Below are 19,855 nucleotides of genomic sequence, written 5' to 3'. Positions count from 1 at the left end.
TATGCCGTTCTGTCTGGCGACCTTGGTGTAGTTCGCGGAGCCGGCGGGAGCTTTAAGGCAGAGCGCCTTGGCGCCCTCGTGCGCTTCCGCAGTGAGCGCGGTTTCGGAATAAACGAGCCACGGATCGATGGTGGCGTTCTCGAAGCCGCCGTTCTTGATCATGGCGGTGTCGGGATCCTCGACCTTCTGCATAACGAGGTCATCAATAACGGCGATACCGCCGTCCGGTGCGCTGGGAGTGGATATATTGATATAGCACTCGGTAAAATCGCCGCTGTTGAAATCGACCGTGTATTCTCTCCAATCGGAGGTAAGGCCGAAATAAACGGTTCCTATCTTGGTAGCGCCGCTTTTATCCATAATATATATATGGAAACCCTTGGAAGCGCCCTGGGCAGAATTCGACGCGACCTTCGCCCAGAAGGTAAAGGTGTAATCCTTATTCGCCTCAAGAGCGATACCGGTCTGTCTGGCTACCTTTTCGTATTTGTTTGAGCCGAAAAGACTCAACGCATTGCTGCCGGTATGCGCTTCGGTAGACAGCGTCGTGCCGGAATAGATGAGCCATCCGTCCGTGCCGTCTTCAAAACCGCCGTTGACGATAAGATTATCGCCCGCGGTCTTCGCCGACGCCGGCAGCGCGACGTAAGACGTCGCGATCATCGCAAACGCGAGAAGCGCAGCAATGACACTCTTCATTCTTGACTTCATTGTGATTCCTCCTAAACTGATTAGTATAGCGCATAGTCAACTTAATATGGTTGACAAACCGCTTCATTACTTCTTTGTATAAAGATACAACAGTCCGGCGGCAAGCGCAAGGCCGATAAGGACCGCGATAGCGACGCGCAGCGCGGATACCGGGGACTTTCCTCCGACCTTTCCGGTTTCGCCGTTGACCATGAACTGGAATATCTTTTCCTTATACTTAAACGACGACAGCCATACCGGAAGCAGCAGATATTTATATTTAATATCGAAATACTTCGTCGCCATTCTGACGCTGTTGACGTGGTCGGCGTGGTGCGCTCTGCGGACCTGATCCGTAATATCCGATTCGAGGCGGGACGATATGTAGCCTTTTCCCTTCTCCCACGCGTCGTTGAGTCCGATAGAGTAGCGTTCGGAAATGAATCCCGCTATGTATTCGGGCTTGTACTTCTTATTATTCGCGGTATCATACGGCTCGATCGAACGCAGCGTCGCCTCGTTATAACGCGTGGTGCCGCAGACGGCCTGATCGTCTATGAAGCAGGAATAATGCCCGGAGGTGTTGTACCACGTCGTGGTTGTGTGGGTGTTTCCGTTGCTGTCTGTATAGGTGTGGTCTATACCGTAGCGGGCGGTATAGTCCGTTTCTGTCTGGGAATCGAACGTCCAGTAAGGCAGATATACGCCTTTGAAGGCGTCGGGGCGCGCGCTCTGCTTCGCTTTCGACGGGCAGAAAAGCTTTTTCTTGATCCACGCGGTGAATCTTTCGCCCGCGGTCTTGGCATCGATCCTGAACGGGCAAACGCCGCCTGGAGCGAGCGTATTAACGGCCGCCTCCTCCATAACCTGATTCGAACCGCAGTAGGGGCATACGTCGGCTATCTGCAGCGCGTCGTAAATCGACTCGCCGCCGCAGGATTTGCAGATGACGGTCTTTTTCTCAACTCCCCAGTCGCAGTTTCCCCTTTCGGCCGCCGAGTAGAAATCCTGCTCCATGCAGCGTTCCTCGTTCGATTCATGAGGCGGTATCGCCTGCTGGTGCCCGCAGTACGGACAAAGCAGTCCGCCGGAAACCGGATCGAAATCCATAACGCCGCCGCAGGACGGACACTTCTTGTCCGTCTCTTCCCTCGTTGTCGTTTGCTGGATCACTTCGACTTCATTGTTGTACTCGTTAACGTCGCTCACTTGGTATTCCTCCAGACTATTATTAAATAATTCTTCTAAATCAGAGTCCTATCGCTTTTCTGAGAACCGCAAGAGCGTCGGCTACCGTGATCTCTCCGTCGCTGTCGAGATCGATAGCGGCCGTCACCTTTTCACTCGGAGCGTAAAGTCCCGCGGCCGCGCGTAGAGTCAGCAGCGCGTCGGATACGGTGATCTCTCCGTCTCCGTCCGCGTCCCCCGGAACCGGCGTGGTATCAACCACGGTAAAGCTCACCTCGGTGGTGAACTCATCGTAGCCATTGATGACTTTGAGCGTGTATTCGCCGGGCTGAGTGATGGGCTTTCCGGCGTCGTAATACTCGCCGTTCAGGTATGCGACGTGGCCGTCGTCCCACGTTGCGCTGACGGCTCCGTCATAAATGTCGTAGGTTTCACCATCTTCAACTCCGCTTATCACCGGAGCGGCAAGCGGCACGAATACGAGTTTGTCGCTCGTCGCCGCGTATGTTTCGGCAGCGGTGCCGGGATAACCGTAAACCTTGACGGTGTAATAAGGTCCGCGCAGGCAGCTCGCGTTGACGGTCGTCGCGCTTCTCGGGATATAAACGCGCTCAAGCAGAAACGCCAGATTCGAAACGTTCGCGTTGATTGTTTTAACGCCCTCGGCGAAAATGTAGCATCTGTTGCCTATCGACGACGGGAAGGTGTTTCCCGGCACAGTAGTCAATCCGCCGCCGATCTTGACGTATCTCGCTCCGCGGACGTAATTGAAAGCGTTTGCAGAGAGGGTTGTTACGCTGTCGGGTATTTCGATGCACGCGAGGCTGAGGCAGCGCTGGAACGCATACTGCCCGATGTATTCAAGGCCTTCCGGCAGCTCGAGTTCCTCAAGCGAAGCGCACTCGCTGAAAGAATAGTTGCCTATGCGCTTCAGCGTTGTCGGCAGACGCAGCTTCATATGGCGCACGGTCCTGCCGTAGTTCGCGAAGGCGTAGTCGGCGATATTCGTAACGGGATATCCGTCTATGTAATCAGGTATATACAGATACTCGGCTCCCGTCTTGCAGGAGTTGATCGTGACCGTTTCGTCGGCGTTTACGGTGTAGAGGAAGTCGCGCGTCGTGGCGTTCTCGTCAACCGAAACGGTAACGGCGGAGGAAATCTCGCCGGTATCGGAGTTGACGAGGCGGATGCGGTAGTTACCCGCCTTCTCTATATACGTGCGCATGAGCACGCTTTCATAAGGCGCGTCTATAAGCTCGCCGCCCATTTTAAGCTGACCGGCGGGTATACGCACGCTGCTTTCTTCGGCGGTGTTGAGTATCTCAACAAAAACGTTATCCGCAAGGATCGAAACGTCAGCTTTGACATATATCCAGCCGTCGCGGAAAACGTTCGCCGAAGCGGCGTAGTCAGCGGCGTCAACGGAAACGGAAACCGAACGGAAGGAAGGCTCCGCGGATTCGCCTGTCAATTCGGCAAGCGCCTCTGAAACCATCGTGCTTGTGGCGTACTTAAGCGAACACACCTTTTGCGCGTTCTCGAGCTTTTCATCCTGCTCCTCGTATTCATCTATCGCCGCTTTCAGCGCGGACTTGTCAACGTTTTTGGGCAGCTCCCAGCGGTTAACGCATGACGGGAGCGAAATCTCGGTGCAAAGCACGTATTTGCTGTCCGGGGTAAAGCATATCGCGGATGAAACGTGACCTTCTGACTGGAGATCGTCTTTCTGAAGCAGAGTGCTGATATACGTTCCGTCGGCGGCGAAGAGCTTGAGCGTATGGTCGAACGAGGAAACGACAACGTATTTGCCGTCCGGCGAATACGCCGCCTCGTTGATTATGCCGTCGAATCCGCCGAGAAGCGAAACGCATCTGCCGCTTTCAACGCTGTAAACGCGGGCGGCGGTATCGTTGCTGTTTGTGACGATATATCTGCCGTCCGGCGAGAACGAAAGGGTTCTGACCGAGCTTTCGTTGACGGTGTCGAGGCGGCTTGCCGCAGCCTTATCGGCAACGTTCCAAAAAACGACCTCGCCTGCTTCGTCAGCGGTCGCGAGCAAAGTACCGTCCGGAGAGAAGCGGCAGCGGTTGATCGTATTTATGTGCTCGGTCGTGAAGTGAGCGTATTCGCTCCAGTCTTCGGTGTTGAAAACGAACACTCCGGCGCTGGTGGTCGTCACCGCGAGCTTCGTCCCGTCGGGCGAAAGGTCGATCGAAAGCGGATCGCTTTCGACGAAGAGCTCATGCTCCTTCGCGCCGCTCGCCGCGCTGAATACGCGGAGATAGTGCGGCTCGGTAACGGAACTGTTTACCGGGTTCTTAAGCGACTGCGCGCCGCCGTTGAAACCGCCGGTTACGATATGCTGACCGTCGGCGGTGAAGCACAGTGAATACTGCATAGTCGCGCCGTTGTGTATTTTCACAGGCGCCTTGGAGAAATCGGAAGTATCGTATATTATAACCGAACCGGTCATGGTCGCCGCGGCGACCTTGCTTCCGTCGGGCGAATACGCGACCGAGAGGAAGGCGTTATACTTCTCCGTGGAAACGGTATCGAGCAGCTCGTTAGTGCGGGGATCGAATACGCAGAGGAAGCCGGCCTGATCTGCCATTACCGCCTGCGTTCCGTCCGGCGAGATCGCCATCGGGAAGTTATACATAAAGCTGTTGTAGTTTCTCCCCATGTATTCGACGGCGCTCGCTCTCTGCACGGAGGAGTCGGCCGTAAAGTCGGGCGTATCGTCAGTAAACTGCTCCTCGCGGACCGAAACTCGAACGTAATCGACTACCATTTCCCTGTCGTGATATTCGTACTGCGGATACACGACGCAGTAGCCGTCGCCCTGGATACCGCCGGATGAAAGGATGATATACCTCGGCACATCGCCGTAAGCGAATTTGATGCCGTCGTTGACAAGATTAAGCGTTACGATCAGCGCGCCGTCGAAGTACATTCTCACCTGATCTGTGTCGATTTCGACAGCGTAATCATGGTAATCCTCATCGAGAGATACTTTGTTTTCGGAATATATGTAGAGCGGTTTCGCCCAGTTCTTCTTACCGCTCGCGTCGCTCCAGTGGAACGTGGCTATCTGCTGACCGTAAAGATCGTCGCCGTATTTAACGTAATCGTCGTGCTGAACGGGCATTTCCATAAGGTCGATCTCGGAGCGCGCCATATTCATGGAATCGACGGGCATGAGCCAGATCGCCGGCCACATTCCCATGCCCTTCGGCATTTTCGCTCGGATCTCGAATTTGCCGTAAGTCATCGCGTATTTTCCGTTCGTCTTCAGGTGCGGCGCTTTGGACTGGTAGCCGTTATAGTCGCCGGCGAATGTGCGGAGTATAAGGTTGCCGTCCTCGAGAAAGGCGGTGTCGTCGGAATCGACGTAGAGCGCGCTGTTGCCGCCGCCGAAGAAGAAACCGCTGTCCGCCTGCCAGATTGAACTGTCAAGCGCTTCGCCGTCGAACTCGTCGCTCCACGTGCTGACGTATTCGCCGTCGTTGACCTTGCAGATAACGAACTTCTTAACAGTCGACGAACCGGTGACCTTTAATGTGGTGCCGGTGTAGGTCAGCTTGCCGACGTTTTTCACCTGAATTGTGAACTCTCCTCTTGCGGCGGAAAGCGAAAACTCTTCATAAATATCGTTATAATCGACCTTATCGAACACCAGAGAAGCGGATGAAGGTATCCTCATCGCGCAGGCGCTGGCCTTGTTTATTATTCTGAGCGTACCGTTTCCGGAAGGATCGGGCGAAAGCTGCCAGAGCTGAGTAAGCAGACCTTCTTCCGCCGGCTCGATACTGTAAGACATTCTTTCATCCTTCGTATTTATAGCGCCTTCCCAAAGAAAAGCGGTCTCATCCGGAACCGGGCCGAGCGTGATCGCTTTCGGAGAATCGGTACCGTAAGAGTCAGCGGTATAAATCTTATAATAAGCGTTATTGACTATCGCGGCTCTGGTGTTTATCTTTTGCTCGGAATAGGCCTTGCGATTTGAAACGTCGACGATTTCGCGGTAGGCGCAGAGCCCCGCGATGCGAAGCACGGAGGCGCCTTCGCACTCGACGCGAATACTGTTCATAAGACCGTTGGTTTCGATCTCCGCACCGTCGCCAAACGGAACGAAGAAGTAATACGGAACGGTGATATACCCTTCACCCTCAACGGGAATATCCGATACGGTCAGCGAATAACCGCCGGACGCGGAAACTTTTCCGACGGTAAGCGCGACGGTCGAAGGCGCGTCAACGCTCAGCCAGAGGCGTAAGCCGTCAGTATCGGAGGCGTCCATACCGAAGGGAGAAACGCCGGCAATTCCGCCGGGAATAGAGTTGTCGTAAACGAGAACGCCGTCGCCGGATATTTCGACCGACTGCGCCGCGCCTTCCGGTTTATGCTCCGCGTCGAGACGAAGAGCGCCGACGGAGGAAGACATCTGCGCGATATCGGCGTCTGTAAGCGTGTCAAACGAAAGCTGTCTGACGTCTTCTCTGCCCTTCATAGGCGCGATCAGTTCGATCCCGGAGGAAAGCTCGGAGATGAGCGCGGAAAGTTCATCCTCCGCGGCAAACCGATTATACAACGCCGCTTCGGCGCGGAGATATCTGTCATAAAGATATTTCTCCGTCTGCTCGCTGTTGTCTTTGAAAAGCAGCGGGCGCGCGGACTCCATCACGGCGGAAAGCTGCTGACGCAGCTGATCCGAAGGCGCGTCCGCGGAAATCAGCGCGGACGGAAGCAGCGATATCGCAAATGCGAGCATCACGACGGCGGTAATAACTCTCTTGATCATATTGTCCTCCGTTCCGAACGCATGGCGTTCGTCAGTTAGTTATACTTAAACTCAATCAAGGCCTACGGCGATCCTCAAAACCGCCAGAGCGTCGGCAACGGTGATTTCTCCGTCGCCGTCAAGATCTATGGCTGCGGTCACTTTCTCCGCGGGAGCGTAAAGCCGCGCAGCGGCGCGGAGCGTAAGCAGCGCGTCGGAAACGGTAATAACTCCGTCTCCGTCGGCGTCGCCCCTGAGCGGAGTGGTATCGACAACGGTAAAGCTGATTTCGGTCGTGAACTCATCGTATCCGTTGACGACCTTAAGCGTATATTCGCCGGGCTCGGTAATCGGTCTGTCGGCGTAGTAGGTCTTTCCATTCAGATACGCTATATGACCGTCGTTCCAGGAGGCGGCGACCGGTCCGTCGTAAAGGTCGTAGGTCTTCCCTTCCTCAACGCCGGTGATCGCCGGAGCCGCAAGCGGCACGAACTCGAAGCGCGCGTCCGAAGCGGCGAAGGTCTCCGCGTAGGTCCCGGGATATCCGTAAAGCTTTACGGTGCCGAGCATATTCGATATGAAATTCCTGTTCATATTCGTCATACTGCGAGGAACGTACACTCTTTTTATCAGCCTTGCGTTGGACGAGATATACCCCTGAACGGTCTGCACGCCCTCATCAAAGATGAAGCAACGGTTGCTGACCGTCATATAGAAAGTATTGCCCGGAACGTTTTTAAGACCGCTCCCGACCTTTATATACGACGTGCCGCGCGCGTAATAGAACGCGTTGTATCCGAGCGTTCTGACGCTCGACGGAACGTCGATGTGCGCAAGCGACAGGCATCTGCCGAAGGCGTATGTTCCTATCGATTCAAGTCCGTTCGGGAGATCGAGCTCCTCAAGCGAGGTGCATTCGTAGAACGCGTATGCACCGATGGTTTTCAATGTCGACGGGAGACGGAGCTTCATATGCAATACGGTCTGGCCGTAGTTCTGGAACGCGTAGTCGCCTATCGCAGTTACGGGATAACCGTCGATATAGTCGGGAATATAAACCGATTCGGTTCCGCACTTGGCGCCGGTTATCGTGACCTCGCCGCCGGATACCGTGTAGAAGAAATCGCGGGTGGTCGCAACATCGCTCACGATTACGGAAGCGCTTGCGGAGCTTTCGCCGTCGGAATCGACGAAATAAACCGTGTATTCGCCTTCGGCGGCACGCATCCTCAGAAGCAGTCTGACGTAACCGTCGCCCGTGTCGACGTACGAAATCTTGAATTGACCGACGGGCATTTCGACCGGAAGTTCGCCGCTCTTTTTGATAACGACGGAAGGCTCGCACGCACGCGATACTTCTGCGCTTATATAAAGCCAGCCGTTGCGGAATACCGAAGCGGATTCCGCGAAGGATTCGCCGTCCGCCGAAACGGATACGGTTCTGAAAGAAGCCGGAAGCGCGGTACCGGTAAGCGCTGCGGCCGCTGAAGCGACCGACTTAGCGGAAGCGTACTTCATGCCGTAAACCGCCTTCGCGTTCTCAAGCTCGGGCGACTGCCCGGAGCAGGCGTCGATCGCGGCCTTGAGGACGGATTTGTCGGCCGTCTGAGGCAGCTCCCATCTATTGACGCAGGACGGGAAAGAATAACTCGACGTATAAACGTATTTACTGTCGGGAGTGAAGCATATTTTCGACGCAATATGGCCGTAATTGGATTGTTCGCCGGGAATAAGCGTACTTACGTAAGTTCCGTCCGCATAGAAAAGCTTCATCGTCCTGTCAAGCGAAGCCGCGGCGATAAATCTGCCGTCCGGCGAATACGCGACCTCGTGGATCTGTCCGGAGAAGCCGCCGAGGAGCGATACGCAGCGTCCGCTCTCGACGCTGTAAACGCGGGCGGCGCTGTCGGTGCAGGTGGTAACTATGTATTCTCCGTCAGGAGACCACGCGAATTTCCTGACCGAGCTTTCGTTGACGGTATCGAGTCTGCGCACGGCGTTTTTACCGGCAGCGCTCCAGATAACGACTTCGCCCGCTTCGTCGGAGGTCGCAAGAAGCGAACCGTCCGGAGAAAAGCGGCAGAACTGCACGGTGTTCACGTGTTCGGTCGTGAAGTGAGCGTATTCGCTCCAGTCGCCCGTGTTGAAAATAAACACGCCGGCGCTCGTGGTGGTAACCGCAAGTTTACTCCCGTCCGGCGAAAGATCTGCGGAGAGCGGGTCGCTTTCAACAAATATCTCGTTTTCAAGCGCGCCGGTAGAGGCGTTGAAAACTCTGATATAGTGCGCGTCAGTGACCGAACCGTTATTTGGGTTTCTCTGCGCCTGCGCGCCTCCGTTAAAACCGCCGGCGATCAGATGTTCGCCGTCTTTTGTGAAGGCGAGGCAGTAATGCATCGTTGCGCCGTTGTTGATTCTGACGGGCGCTTTTGAGAAATCGGAGGTATCGTATATTACAGCGCAGCCGTTCATGGTGCCGGCCGCGAACTTTTTGCCGTCCGGAGAATACGCGGCGCTGATAAACGCCCTGTAGTTTATCGTGGTGGGCACCGTCTGAAGCACCTCGCCCGTGCGCGGATCGAAGACGCAGAGTATGCCGGACTGATCCGCCATTATCCCCTGCGTTCCGTCCGCAGAAATATCCATCGGGAAACTGGACATAAAGAAGTTCGAATCCCTGCCGAGATACTCGACGCCCTGCGACGTAACGGTGGAACGATCGGAAGTGAAATCCGGCGTATCGTCTGTTCCCTGCTCGGAGCGGATATATGCGCGGACGTAATCGACGCGGAGTTCCTTGTCGCCGTAATATCTCTCGGGATCGAGAACGGCGCCGCTGATTCCTTCGATGCCGCCGGAGGAAAGAATGATATACCTCGCGACGTCACCGTACGCGAACCTCTTTCCGTCGTCATCGAGATTGAGCGACATACAAAGCGCGCCGTCGAAATACATACGCACCTGATCGGTATCCAGCTCGACAGTATAAGTGTGATAATCGTTCGCGAGATCCTCAAAATTCTCGGCGTATATATCCACGCGTTTATCAAGGTATTCGGTCCCGGCCGGATTCGTCCAGTGCAGAGTTCCAATCTGCCTGGCGTAGAGCTTGTCGCCCTGGCTGTCGTATTCGTCGGCGGTGACAGGCATTTCCATAAGGTCTATCTCGGAACGAGCCATATTCATCGAGTCGACCGGCATCATCCAGAGCGCCGGCCACATACCGAATCCCTTAGGCATCTTTGCGCGTATCTCCACGCGTCCGTAGCTTATAGCGTATTTGCCGCTGGAAAGAATATGCGGAGCGACCGATTCATAACCGTTGTGATCTCTGTTAAGCGTTCTCAGAACAAGATCGCCGTCTTCGACGAAAGCGGTTTCGTCGGAATCGATATAAAGCGCGGAGTTTTTCCCGCCGAAGAAGAATCCCGTGTCGGCGCGCCAGATATTATCATCGAGCTTGTCGCCGTCGAATTCGTCGCTCCACGTCTGTACGTACCCGCCGTCGTTGACCTTGCAGATCACAAACTTCTTAAAGGAGTTTGAAGCCGTGCCTTTGACGGTCGTTCCGGCGTGCGTAAGCTTGGCGACGCCGCGGACCTGAAGAGTAAACTCCCCCTTAGTCGCCGTAAGGGCGAATTCCTGAGTCGTATCGTTATAATCGATTGTGTCATACGTAAGCACCGTCGCGGCGTTACCCATCGTCATTGCGTAGGCGGTCGCTTTGTTGATGATTCTGTAAGTCGAATTACCCGACGGGTCCGGCGTAAACTGCCAGAGCTGCGCAGGATCGCCCTCCGCCGCGGGTTCAAGCGTGAAAACGTAGTTGTTCATCTGAGTGGTTATGGTCACCGCTTTCGGATTATCGGTGCCGTAGGAATCAACGGAGTAGATTTTATAATTAGCGTTATCGACGATCCCGCCTCTGGTAATGATGCGTTCCTCGGAATAGGGCGTCCTTCCGGAAACGTCGACGGTCTCGCGATAAGCGTGGAGATCCGCAATATAAAGCGTATCCGCGCCCTCGCAGACAACACGGATATAATTCATCAGTCCGTCGGTCTCGATCCGAGCGCCGTCCGTGTCGGGAACGAACATATAATACGGGATCGTTATATACCCTTCGCCTTCAACGGGAATACCGGAAGCGGTAAGCGAACAGCAGCCGGCTTCGGCGCGCTTGCCCACGGTCAGAGAAACAGTCGCGGGCGCGTCGGAGCATATCCAAAGACGAAGTCCGTCGGTATCAAACATATCCATACCGAACGGAGAAGCTCCCGCGACGCCGTTTTCGAAAGAGTTATCATAAACGATACCGCCATCGGAAACGATCTTCAGCGACTGCCTCGCGGCTTCCGGCTTATTCTCGGAGTCAACGCTGACGACGCCGACATTGTTCGCCATAAGCGCGATATCGTCAGAGGTAACGTAATCGAATGACATAAGCCGGACACGCTCGCTTCCCTTCATAGGCGCGAGAAAATCGATCCCGTTACCCACCTCTTCCAGAAGTCCGTAAAGCGTTTCCGCGTCGGCGTTGCCTTCAAACAGCGCCGCCTCCGCGCGAAGAATCCGGTCATAAAGATACTTCTCGGTCTGCTCGCTGTTGTCCTTATAGAGAAGCGGACGCGCAGAATCAACGGCTTGCGAAAGCTGCGCACGGAGCGCGTCCGCATCGCCTTCGGCGTGTATCCACGCGGAAGGAAGCAGCGAAGCCAGCATAGCGATTATTATCAGCGCTGTAATCGTTCTTTTCATCTCATCAACCACCATTAAAAATCAGAAAGCATGCCCTGCGGATCTTATTCGCATCTGCCGTACATATCGCAGGCCTTGTGTATGCAGTCGCGAAGAATCGCAAAATCCCCGTCGTTAATATTATCCGGCTTGAAGGTCGAATCATAAATCGATCCGCCGGTCACGACCTCGAAGAAGACACCGCCCGCGAGATACTGCCCTTTGGCGTTGGCGTGGAAACCGTCCTCGCAGAGAGTATCGCCGATAGCGCTCGCTCTGGCAAGCTGGAACGCTTCGCCCGACGGCACTATATGCTTCGCTCCTATCGCTTCGGCAGCGCGGAAGTAGGCTTCTTTCACACACTTGAACATATAGTCCTGATCGCAATTGAAATCGGGAAAATGTTCGTGTGTGGAATCGTGCTGATACGCCCACGTCTGATGTATTATTATCTCCGCGTTCGGTACGCGCTTGTGAACGTAGTTGTAAACGTAATCGAGGTACGGCTGATACGTGTCAAAATTACCGGCAAGTCCGCTGACCTGCTGCAGCGAAATATGAGTCCAGTCGTCGCTCTCGAGCGCAGTGTTTATATCGCAGGAACCGTTGCTCTTTCTGCGGGTATGCTCGTAGCCGTAAACCTCGGCTCCGGTCTCAAAGAAATTCTTGTGCATCTGGAGACTGCATCCGCCGTAGCAAAGATCTCCAACCTTAAGCTTCATCGGACTGCTGTCGGCTATGCTCTGCAGATAGGTATAAGCGTTCCAGGAAAAGCTATTTCCGATCATTAAAAGCTTCTTTTCGTTCATTTTTGTACCTCAACTTTCTATTTATCGCATAATACACCCTTATACATTGTAGATTGTAACACATTCACGCTCATTAATCAAGTGTATATTTGTATATTTTTCAACAAAAACGACTGAAAACACCTGCGGAGAAGCCGCCCGAAGAACAGCCTCTCCGCATTCACCGCGCAATTCGCGTCAATACTCCGCAATTACCGTTTTTTCGCCTCCGTCAAGGGCGACGTAATCCACCTCCGTTCCGTTTGAAAAGACGCGCTTTTTCCCAGTGCGCCTGGCGGTAATTTTCAGTTCCGTACCGTCAAGCTCGCATGCAACTTCAAAGCCCTGCCAACCGGAAGGAACGCGAGGATCTATATATAGTCTGCGGCCGCGTTTTTTCAGGCCGAGCATCTCCTCTATAACAGCGCGGTAATACCACGCGGCGGCGCCCGTGTACATAGTCCATCCGCCTCTCCCCGACTGCATATGCGCAGTATAAATATCAGCGGCGAGAAAATACGGTTCGGTCTTGTAGGCGGGTTCGAACGAATGGGTTATAGGACTGATCATTTCAAGTATTTCCGCACCGTCATCGCACATTCCGAGTCTGAATGCCGCAATAGCGAGCCAAACCGCCGCGTGAGTATACTGCCCGCCGTTTTCTCTGATACCCGCCGGATAGCGTTTGATATATCCGACGTCGATTGAAGTATTGCAGAACGGCGGATCGAACAACCTTACGATCTTGTCATCTTTTGATATCAGCATCCGCATAGCCGTCATAACAGCTTTGATCGACCTGTCCTTGTCAAGGCACGCAAATACGGAAAAGCTTTGCGGAAGGCTGTCGATGCGGCACTCTGAACAATCAGCACTGCCCAGCTTTTCTCCACTATCGTGATAACCTCTGATATAACGGTCTCTTTCCCAACAGTTTTCGAGCGCAGATTTTAAGAAAGCGTTCCTTTCGCGCAATATATCCGCAAAAGCTTTATCGCCGGCGGCTTCCGCCACGTTCGCGAATTTATCCATAACCGCGCAGGCGAACATTGTCAGCCAAACGCTTTCTCCGGCTCCTTTTACGCCGACCTTGTTCATCCCGTCGTTCCAGTCGCCGGAGCCGAAAAGCAACAATCCGTGACGCCCGATCTTGTATCCGTGTTCAAGCGCACGCTTACAATGCTCGTAGATTGTGCCTACGCCGCCGACTTTAGGCGAAATATATCTTTCACTCTCGGCGTATCGCAGATTGTCACCCGTTATAAAGTTGACGTTTTTTGATAATATTTCAATGTTTCCGGTCGTTTCAACATACACGGCGACAGCATAAGGAAGCCAGAAAAGGTCGTCTGAGCAGCGCGTTCTGACGCCTTTGAACCCTCCCGTGTCTTTGGGCAGCTTGTGCCACCAGTGAAGGACGTCTCCTTCCTCGAATTGGGCGGAAGCGGCCTTATAAATGTGGCGTTCCGCGAGTTTCGGATCCGAATAAAGCAGCGCGCATACGTCCTGGAGCTGATCGCGAAAGCCGTAAGCTCCCGAGTTTTGGGAAAAGCCGGTTCTTCCGTAAACGCGCGAAGCCTTCGTCTGATAAGGCAGATAGAAATTGATAAGTCTGTCAAGGTCCTCGGAAGGCGTCTTTATCGTGATCGCTGTTTTCCCGCATTCAGATCGTTTTTCCGTCTCCGCAGGACGCTCGGAGAATAGAATATGAGGATACGCAGCCGCACGCCTGCTTTTTCCGGCAGAAAAGTAAAAGAACACTTCCGTACTTTCCCCGGCTTTAAGATCAACCGACGAAATAACGGCGGCGCACGGGCGTTCGCACATGCCGCCGGTTTTATCCCAATTACCCGACCAGAAGCTCTCCTTCCCCGTCTGAAAACGGACGTTTTCACTCGAGCATGAAACGCACGCTGTCATCCCGAGCCAGTCGTCATTATAAGGATTCTCTGCGAAAAGCAGATCTCCCGACTCATAAACCTTAACAAGACTCTGAGCTCCCTCACAAAAAGGCTCGGCGTAGTACGCAAGCCGCGCCTTTACGGGTTTTTCGGAGCGGTTATACAACGTAACCTTTATTATTTTGACCGGCAGTTTTTTATGCACACACACCTCGGTACGCGACTCGATTACTCCGTTCGTGCTGAAGAATTCGGCAAAACCGCGTCCGAATCTCGCAACGCTTCCGCGAATAATATCGCGATACCCGCCGCCGGATTCGATTATCAGCCGTTCTCCGGTGTTATCGGTCATATAGTCGTTGCTCCAGCTCGTCATCTGATTCAAGCGCGAATTCATAAAATAAGAAAACCCGAGCGACGAATCGGACACAAGCGTCCCGAAGGAGGCGTTCACCAGCGGAAAGCACCACGGAAGCGGACTGCTGCTTTTCTGCGGATATGCGGCGAAGGCGTCCGACTCAAATGCGCCGCCGGGAACAAAGCTCTCGGCTTCTCCCGAATACTCGGCCTCCTTTCCGGAAGCTGCGCGAAACGGAGTTCCGGGAGGCGCGTCGCAAGAATCCGTTTCACCGCACACTTCGCAATACACGCTCGCCGCCTTAAGCAGCCCGACTCTTTCGGCACCTGCTTTTTCTTCGTCAATCAGAAACACGCCTTTTCGTTCCGAAAGCGCAGATTCTTCCAGCAAAGAACGTATTTCCCCTTCGTACGCGCCTCCTTCGCGGTATATAATGCACAAATCGTAAATTATACCCTTTATCCCCGCAACGGAATGCGCATTAATATGCTTCACGGCGCGAGAGATATCTCCCGCTCCGGAAAGCACGCAGGAAACGATCGGGTTATCCCCCGAAATCCCCATCGTCCAGAGCGCCTTTCTGCCCAGCGTGTTCGCCCGAGCCGCTTTCGCGGTCGCCGGCGACTTGGGAGTATCAAAAAGCACGCACGGGATCACGGCTCCGAGAAGACGCGTTTCGTCGGAACCCCAGTTTCCCGATACTGACATACCGGCCTCCCAGGATGATTTCATCATGTTTTGAAGCCCTTGTCTTCTGATTATGCGGAGCCGCGATATCGCCTCTTCCCTGTTTCGTCCGACGCATTGAACAAAAACGAGCGTCGCACTGCCTCTTCCTCGCAGACTGACCTTTGCTTTGATCGCGGCACACGGAATGACGGGCGTTCCCGTCGCGCACGAAAACCCGACGTCAAACGCGTTAGGCAGAGAAAAGACTCCTTCGCCCTTTTTCAGAACAACGCTTCTGTCTGTTTCAAAATCGAATCCGATATTCGCGTCTGCGAATCCGTACGCGACGCACGCGTCCTCATCAACGTCTCCGCGCCGCCACATAAGCAGACACCTCTCGTCCGCCCTGTATTCGCACATTATGAACAGATCGGAAAAAGCCGGATGAGCTGAATGATCGCGCCACCCGCTGAGAACGGGCTCGGTATAAATGAGAAGCTCAGCTTCTTTTTTCCGCCTTTCGGTATTACCGATTTTTATGATGCGTATTTCCGCGGGGATCCTGCCGTGTACGGTCACCTGCATCGCGGCTTCCATGCCGTCGAAAACAGCGGAAAAAACCGCAGAAGTTGACGAAAACTCCGTAAGGCGGCTTCCGCCGTCGCGCAGCGGATCGGAAGTAATAGAAAACGGCGGTTTACCGCTTTCTTTCAATAGGACGTACAATCCGGCCGGAGTCGAAAACAAATCCCTTTTACGGGAGTTTACGTCTATGCCGTTCCAGGTCGAAAAACCGCTGCCGCCGTCGGTAACAACAGTAGTGAATTCCCCGTTTGACAGAGGCAGAACATGCGGACGGAAGTAATCGCTCTTTTTATATACGAGCCCTTCATCCGGGCGTCTCTTCACCTTTATCCTCGTATCGGCGTCCGCGGCTTTGTAAAGCGACACTCCGTCATATACCGCTTCTTCGAGCAGCTTTTGGGCGGTGCGCATATCGGCATCCCTCATAAATCGCTTCTGCATTATTCCCCCAAGCAGGCAATTTACGACCGACACGAGCGACATACCCGTATGATGAGCCATATAGCTTTTTATAACAGCGGATCCCCCGCCCGTCCGCGCACGCGTAAAATCAATAGCCTCATAGAGTCCGAACTCGCCGTTCATTCCCATACTTATGAGGCGTTTCAGATTTGATATCGATTCAGCGGGAGCAAACGGGAGCGTCAAAAACGTGGAATACGGGGAAATAACAAGCTCTTTATCCAACCCGCGTTTAAGGCCGAGCTTTTGAACGCCGAAAGCCTTATACTGATAATTCTGTCCCAGATCAAACGAGAAAAAGCCGCTTTCCGAAACGCCCCACGGGAGTTTGAGCGCCGAAGTCCGCTTCTTTTGACAATACAGCGCATAGTGAAGCGCTTCGTCCGTGAGCGAATCGGAAATAACCGGCAGCAGAAGATGCGGCATATAATACTCAAACATCGTGCCGGTCCATGACAGAGGTCCCGCATATCCGTTCGTACCGGCAAACAGTCTCCCGAGCGTCCCCCAATGCCGCTTATCGGCAACTTTTTTCGCTATCGCGTAATAGCTTGTCATTCGCGCCTCGCTCATCAATATGTCGTACATATTGTTGCTGAACGTATCATTCACGGCGTCATAGCCTATATAGAACAAGCGCCGGCGCTTGTTATAAAGGGCGGAAATATCAGTCTCCGCGGTAATGCTTTCGCAAATACGGCAAACGTCGCGCAGCTCCGCGCATTCCCAATAATAGTCTTTCACACCCTCCTTTAAGGCGGTCAGGCAACACAAAAGATTACCGCTGTCGACTGTAGAAACATACTCGGGATTCAACGGTTGAAGCGTAGTTACGTCATACCAGTTATACAGATTGCCGTTCCATTTTTTCATTTTACAGAGGCTGTTAAGCGTTGACGATACGCGTTCAAACAGTTCCGGACTGTCGATAAAACCGAGATCCCTCGCCGCGAGAACGCACAACAAATAAAGCCCGATATTAGTCGGCGACGTCCGCATGGCGACTCTGTAGGGCGAATACTGTACGTTATCTGGAGGAAGAAAGTTTGTTTCGGACGAAACGTATCTGTCAAAGAAACGCCACATCGAAGCCGCAAATGAGTATAATAGTTCCTCGTCTTCCTGATCGATGACAACGTCTTTCTTCCTCGCCGGCCGCGACAAATCGCAGAAGACAGCCGGGGCGATCAGCCAGAGCGCTCCCGAAACCGCAAGAACGAGACTTCCCGCAAGCATAGACGCGACGCCCGCCACGGCGGTAAAACGAAAGAAAAGATAATAATCTATTATACCGTTTCTTTTTGCGCTTTCCGCTTCAGCCGAAGTAACCCACTCAAGCAGTCTTTTGTGAGAAAACAGAGAACGCCAGACGGATTTCGCCAATTCCGTAAAAGACGACGCAGCAAGCTGCGGAAGCATCATGACGTTGATCAGTATCCTACCGCAACCGCCGAGAAAAGCAGTGACGCCTTTTGTAATATACCTGCGGAAAGCAATTCGCGGTTTGAATACCCCTCTGACCGTTGCGATAACGTCGCCCGCGGAAACGGAGGCAAACGACAGAAACAGAACCGGTAGCCTATATGGAAAGTGCGTCAAAGCGCAAACGATAATCGAAGCCATCGAAAAGATCGGTGTGAACGCTCGCCTGATATTATCAAATAACTTGAATCTGTCAGACAAGGCGAATTCATTTCTGACCCGCTCGCCCGCGTCATTTTTCCGTCGTCTCAGAAGGAATAATGCGTTCTGATAATCGCCTCTTATCCAGCGCGATTGACGAATAAGCCACGATTTCACCGTTGTAGGAAACCCGTCCGACAGTTCGGTTTCAGAGACGGTACACGTACGCATAACACCGCCTTCAACGACGTCGTGACTCAACACCCTGTTCTTCGGAAACGCACCGTCTGCAGCGGCAGAAAAGACCTTAACGTCTATCAAACCTTTCCCGGTAAAGAGACCGTCTCCGAAAACGTCCCTGTATAAATCGGCACCGGCGCCGCCGTAGTTGTGGAGACCGCCGGCGCCTGCAAAAATACGCGAAAAAGTGCTTCTCGACGATGATTCTATATCGGTAGTCAACCGCGGCACCGCGATTCCAAACCCATATACAACACGATTGTCAACCACCACGGCTTTATTCAGCGGATGCTCGAGCACGGCGGTGAGTTCCGCCGCCGCGTTTATCGATAAGGAAGTATCGGCGTCAAGCGCCAACAAATAATCGCATCCGACCACGCCCTTAAAGTCTCCCGTCATCGATAAAAAATTATTGACTCCGGTGTTTATATAGCGTATGAATTCTGTAATCGCTCCGCGCTTTCGCTCGCGGCCGATATACTTCCCCTCGGTATCGGAAAAAACACGTCTGCGCACAACAGAGAAAAAGCCGCCGCCGAACTCGTCGTTCAGTTTGCGTATCTCCTTTTCGATAACGGAAAGCAAGTGTGTATCCTCAGGCCGCGACGCGCTGTCGCTTTCCTTCAAATCTGCGATGAGCCCGCAACGCTCAACTCCGCCCGACAGCCTGACGCGCAGCAGATTCTTGGCGAGCTTTTTAATTTGATCGACCGACGTTATAAGACATGACACAGCAACAGTGGTACCCGAACAGGATACTTTTACAGGATCGAGCGAGCATACAAACCTGCGCCTCACAACGATTGACGCAACATTTTCCTGCACCGCGTACCACAGTCCCCACAACGGTATCGGCAGGATCAGCGCAACAAGCGCGTTTTTGGTAATAACAGCGAGCGCCGACGCTATAAGAAACGGAGCGGCAAAGTAAAGAGCAGTAAAAACCTTCGGCGCGGTCCTACTCTCATTCGGAACAATGTAATATCCAACGTGCTTTTCTGCATTACCGCGCGAAGCTTCTTCGGCTTTTTTCAGAGAGTTCTCAGCGAACTGAGCTTCGCTGACTCCTTCGCGTCTTGCTCCGCGCGCAACGCATGCGCGGTAATACTCCTTCGTAGCATCGCTCATGTCAGGATAAACTCCGGCGGGATCGCGCATCAGGAGCGATTCGGTAACGCTCAGTCTTTCCACGCATTCGGTCATATCCGCTCCGGACAGATTCCGCAGCGTACCGATCCAGTCCGACATACTCTCTCCGCTTCCGCCGTCCGCCGTAACGATTCTCGAGCACTCTGCGGCGATAGCTTCAACGATTGCCGCGATAAGCATATCGCGAAAAAAACAGAGTTCTTCGTTTGACAGCGTATAGTGTTCCTGCACGCCCGTCAGAAAAGCCTCCGCTTCATCACGCCCCGCCTTCCCCGCCTCGGATATCAGAGATCGAGCCAAATGATACACAACGGGAAAACCGTCGATTGCCGCCGGCAGTTTTTCTTTCCTGTTCATTCCCGCAACAGCGGATTTAGCCTCGCTGTCGATCAAATAATAGTTATCGCAAAGCCATTCCCGCGCCGCGGACGCTTTTGTCGCGGGAAGCGATCCGAGGGTGGCTTTTCTGTAAGCCGCGCCGATTGTTTTCAAGTTTAGCGCCGTCAGGCGTCTCAGTTTGCGTATTGCAGAGGCCCGCCATCCGACGGAGCTGATATCGGCCTTCTTTCCGGCGAGAAGCAGCCCGTTTTTATCACATTCGTTTTTCATACAGCTCTCCGTTCACAAACAGTTCGGTATTATCAATTAGTCTGTGATATTATCTCGGAATAATACGGCCGGC

6 protein-coding genes are annotated in these 19,855 nt (G+C 53.5%); all 6 read right to left on the bottom strand.

Annotation, left to right across the window (positions count from 1 at the left end):
- Window positions 1-711 (bottom strand): carbohydrate binding domain-containing protein (locus J5441_03085; protein MBO4934139.1); only part of this gene is annotated, 711 nt, incomplete at its 3' end.
- A 66-nt stretch (window positions 712-777) separates the two neighbouring features.
- Window positions 778-1,899: a hypothetical protein gene (locus J5441_03080; protein ID MBO4934138.1), complete on the bottom strand. Its 1,122-nt coding sequence runs from the start codon at window positions 1,897-1,899 to the stop codon at window positions 778-780.
- 40 nt (window positions 1,900-1,939) lie between these two features.
- Window positions 1,940-6,682, bottom strand: a complete 4,743-nt coding sequence (locus tag J5441_03075) for a leucine-rich repeat protein (GenBank protein MBO4934137.1) — start codon at window positions 6,680-6,682, stop codon at window positions 1,940-1,942.
- A 51-nt stretch (window positions 6,683-6,733) separates the two neighbouring features.
- Window positions 6,734-11,419, bottom strand: a complete 4,686-nt coding sequence (locus tag J5441_03070) for a leucine-rich repeat protein (protein MBO4934136.1) — start codon at window positions 11,417-11,419, stop codon at window positions 6,734-6,736.
- Between the two features lie 44 nt (window positions 11,420-11,463).
- The gene (locus tag J5441_03065) at window positions 11,464-12,207 is read right to left on the bottom strand and encodes a DUF4886 domain-containing protein (protein MBO4934135.1); all 744 of its coding nucleotides are present in this window, start codon (window positions 12,205-12,207) and stop codon (window positions 11,464-11,466) included.
- Window positions 12,208-12,384: 177 nt separating this feature from the next.
- Complete coding sequence (locus J5441_03060; protein MBO4934134.1) at window positions 12,385-19,782, bottom strand: DUF3131 domain-containing protein; 7,398 nt, start codon at window positions 19,780-19,782, stop codon at window positions 12,385-12,387.
- Between the last annotated feature and the right edge of the window lie 73 nt (window positions 19,783-19,855).

The sequence above is a fragment of the Clostridia bacterium genome (assembly GCA_017620395.1).
Classification (GTDB): Bacteria; Bacillota; Clostridia; order Oscillospirales; family RGIG8002; genus RGIG8002.
Note: the sequence above shows the minus strand (reverse complement) of the source record. Positions and strands in the feature narration are given on the sequence as shown.

Bases quoted from the DNA above. Each gene is read 5' to 3' on its own strand.
- J5441_03075 (MBO4934137.1), bottom strand. From the start codon at position 6,682: ATGATCAAGAGAGTTATTACCGCCGTCGTGATGCTCGCATTTGCGATA.
- J5441_03070 (MBO4934136.1), bottom strand. From the start codon at position 11,419: ATGAAAAGAACGATTACAGCGCTGATAATAATCGCTATGCTGGCTTCG.
- J5441_03065 (MBO4934135.1), bottom strand. From the start codon at position 12,207: ATGAACGAAAAGAAGCTTTTAATGATCGGAAATAGCTTTTCCTGGAAC.
- J5441_03060 (MBO4934134.1), bottom strand. From the start codon at position 19,782: ATGAAAAACGAATGTGATAAAAACGGGCTGCTTCTCGCCGGAAAGAAG.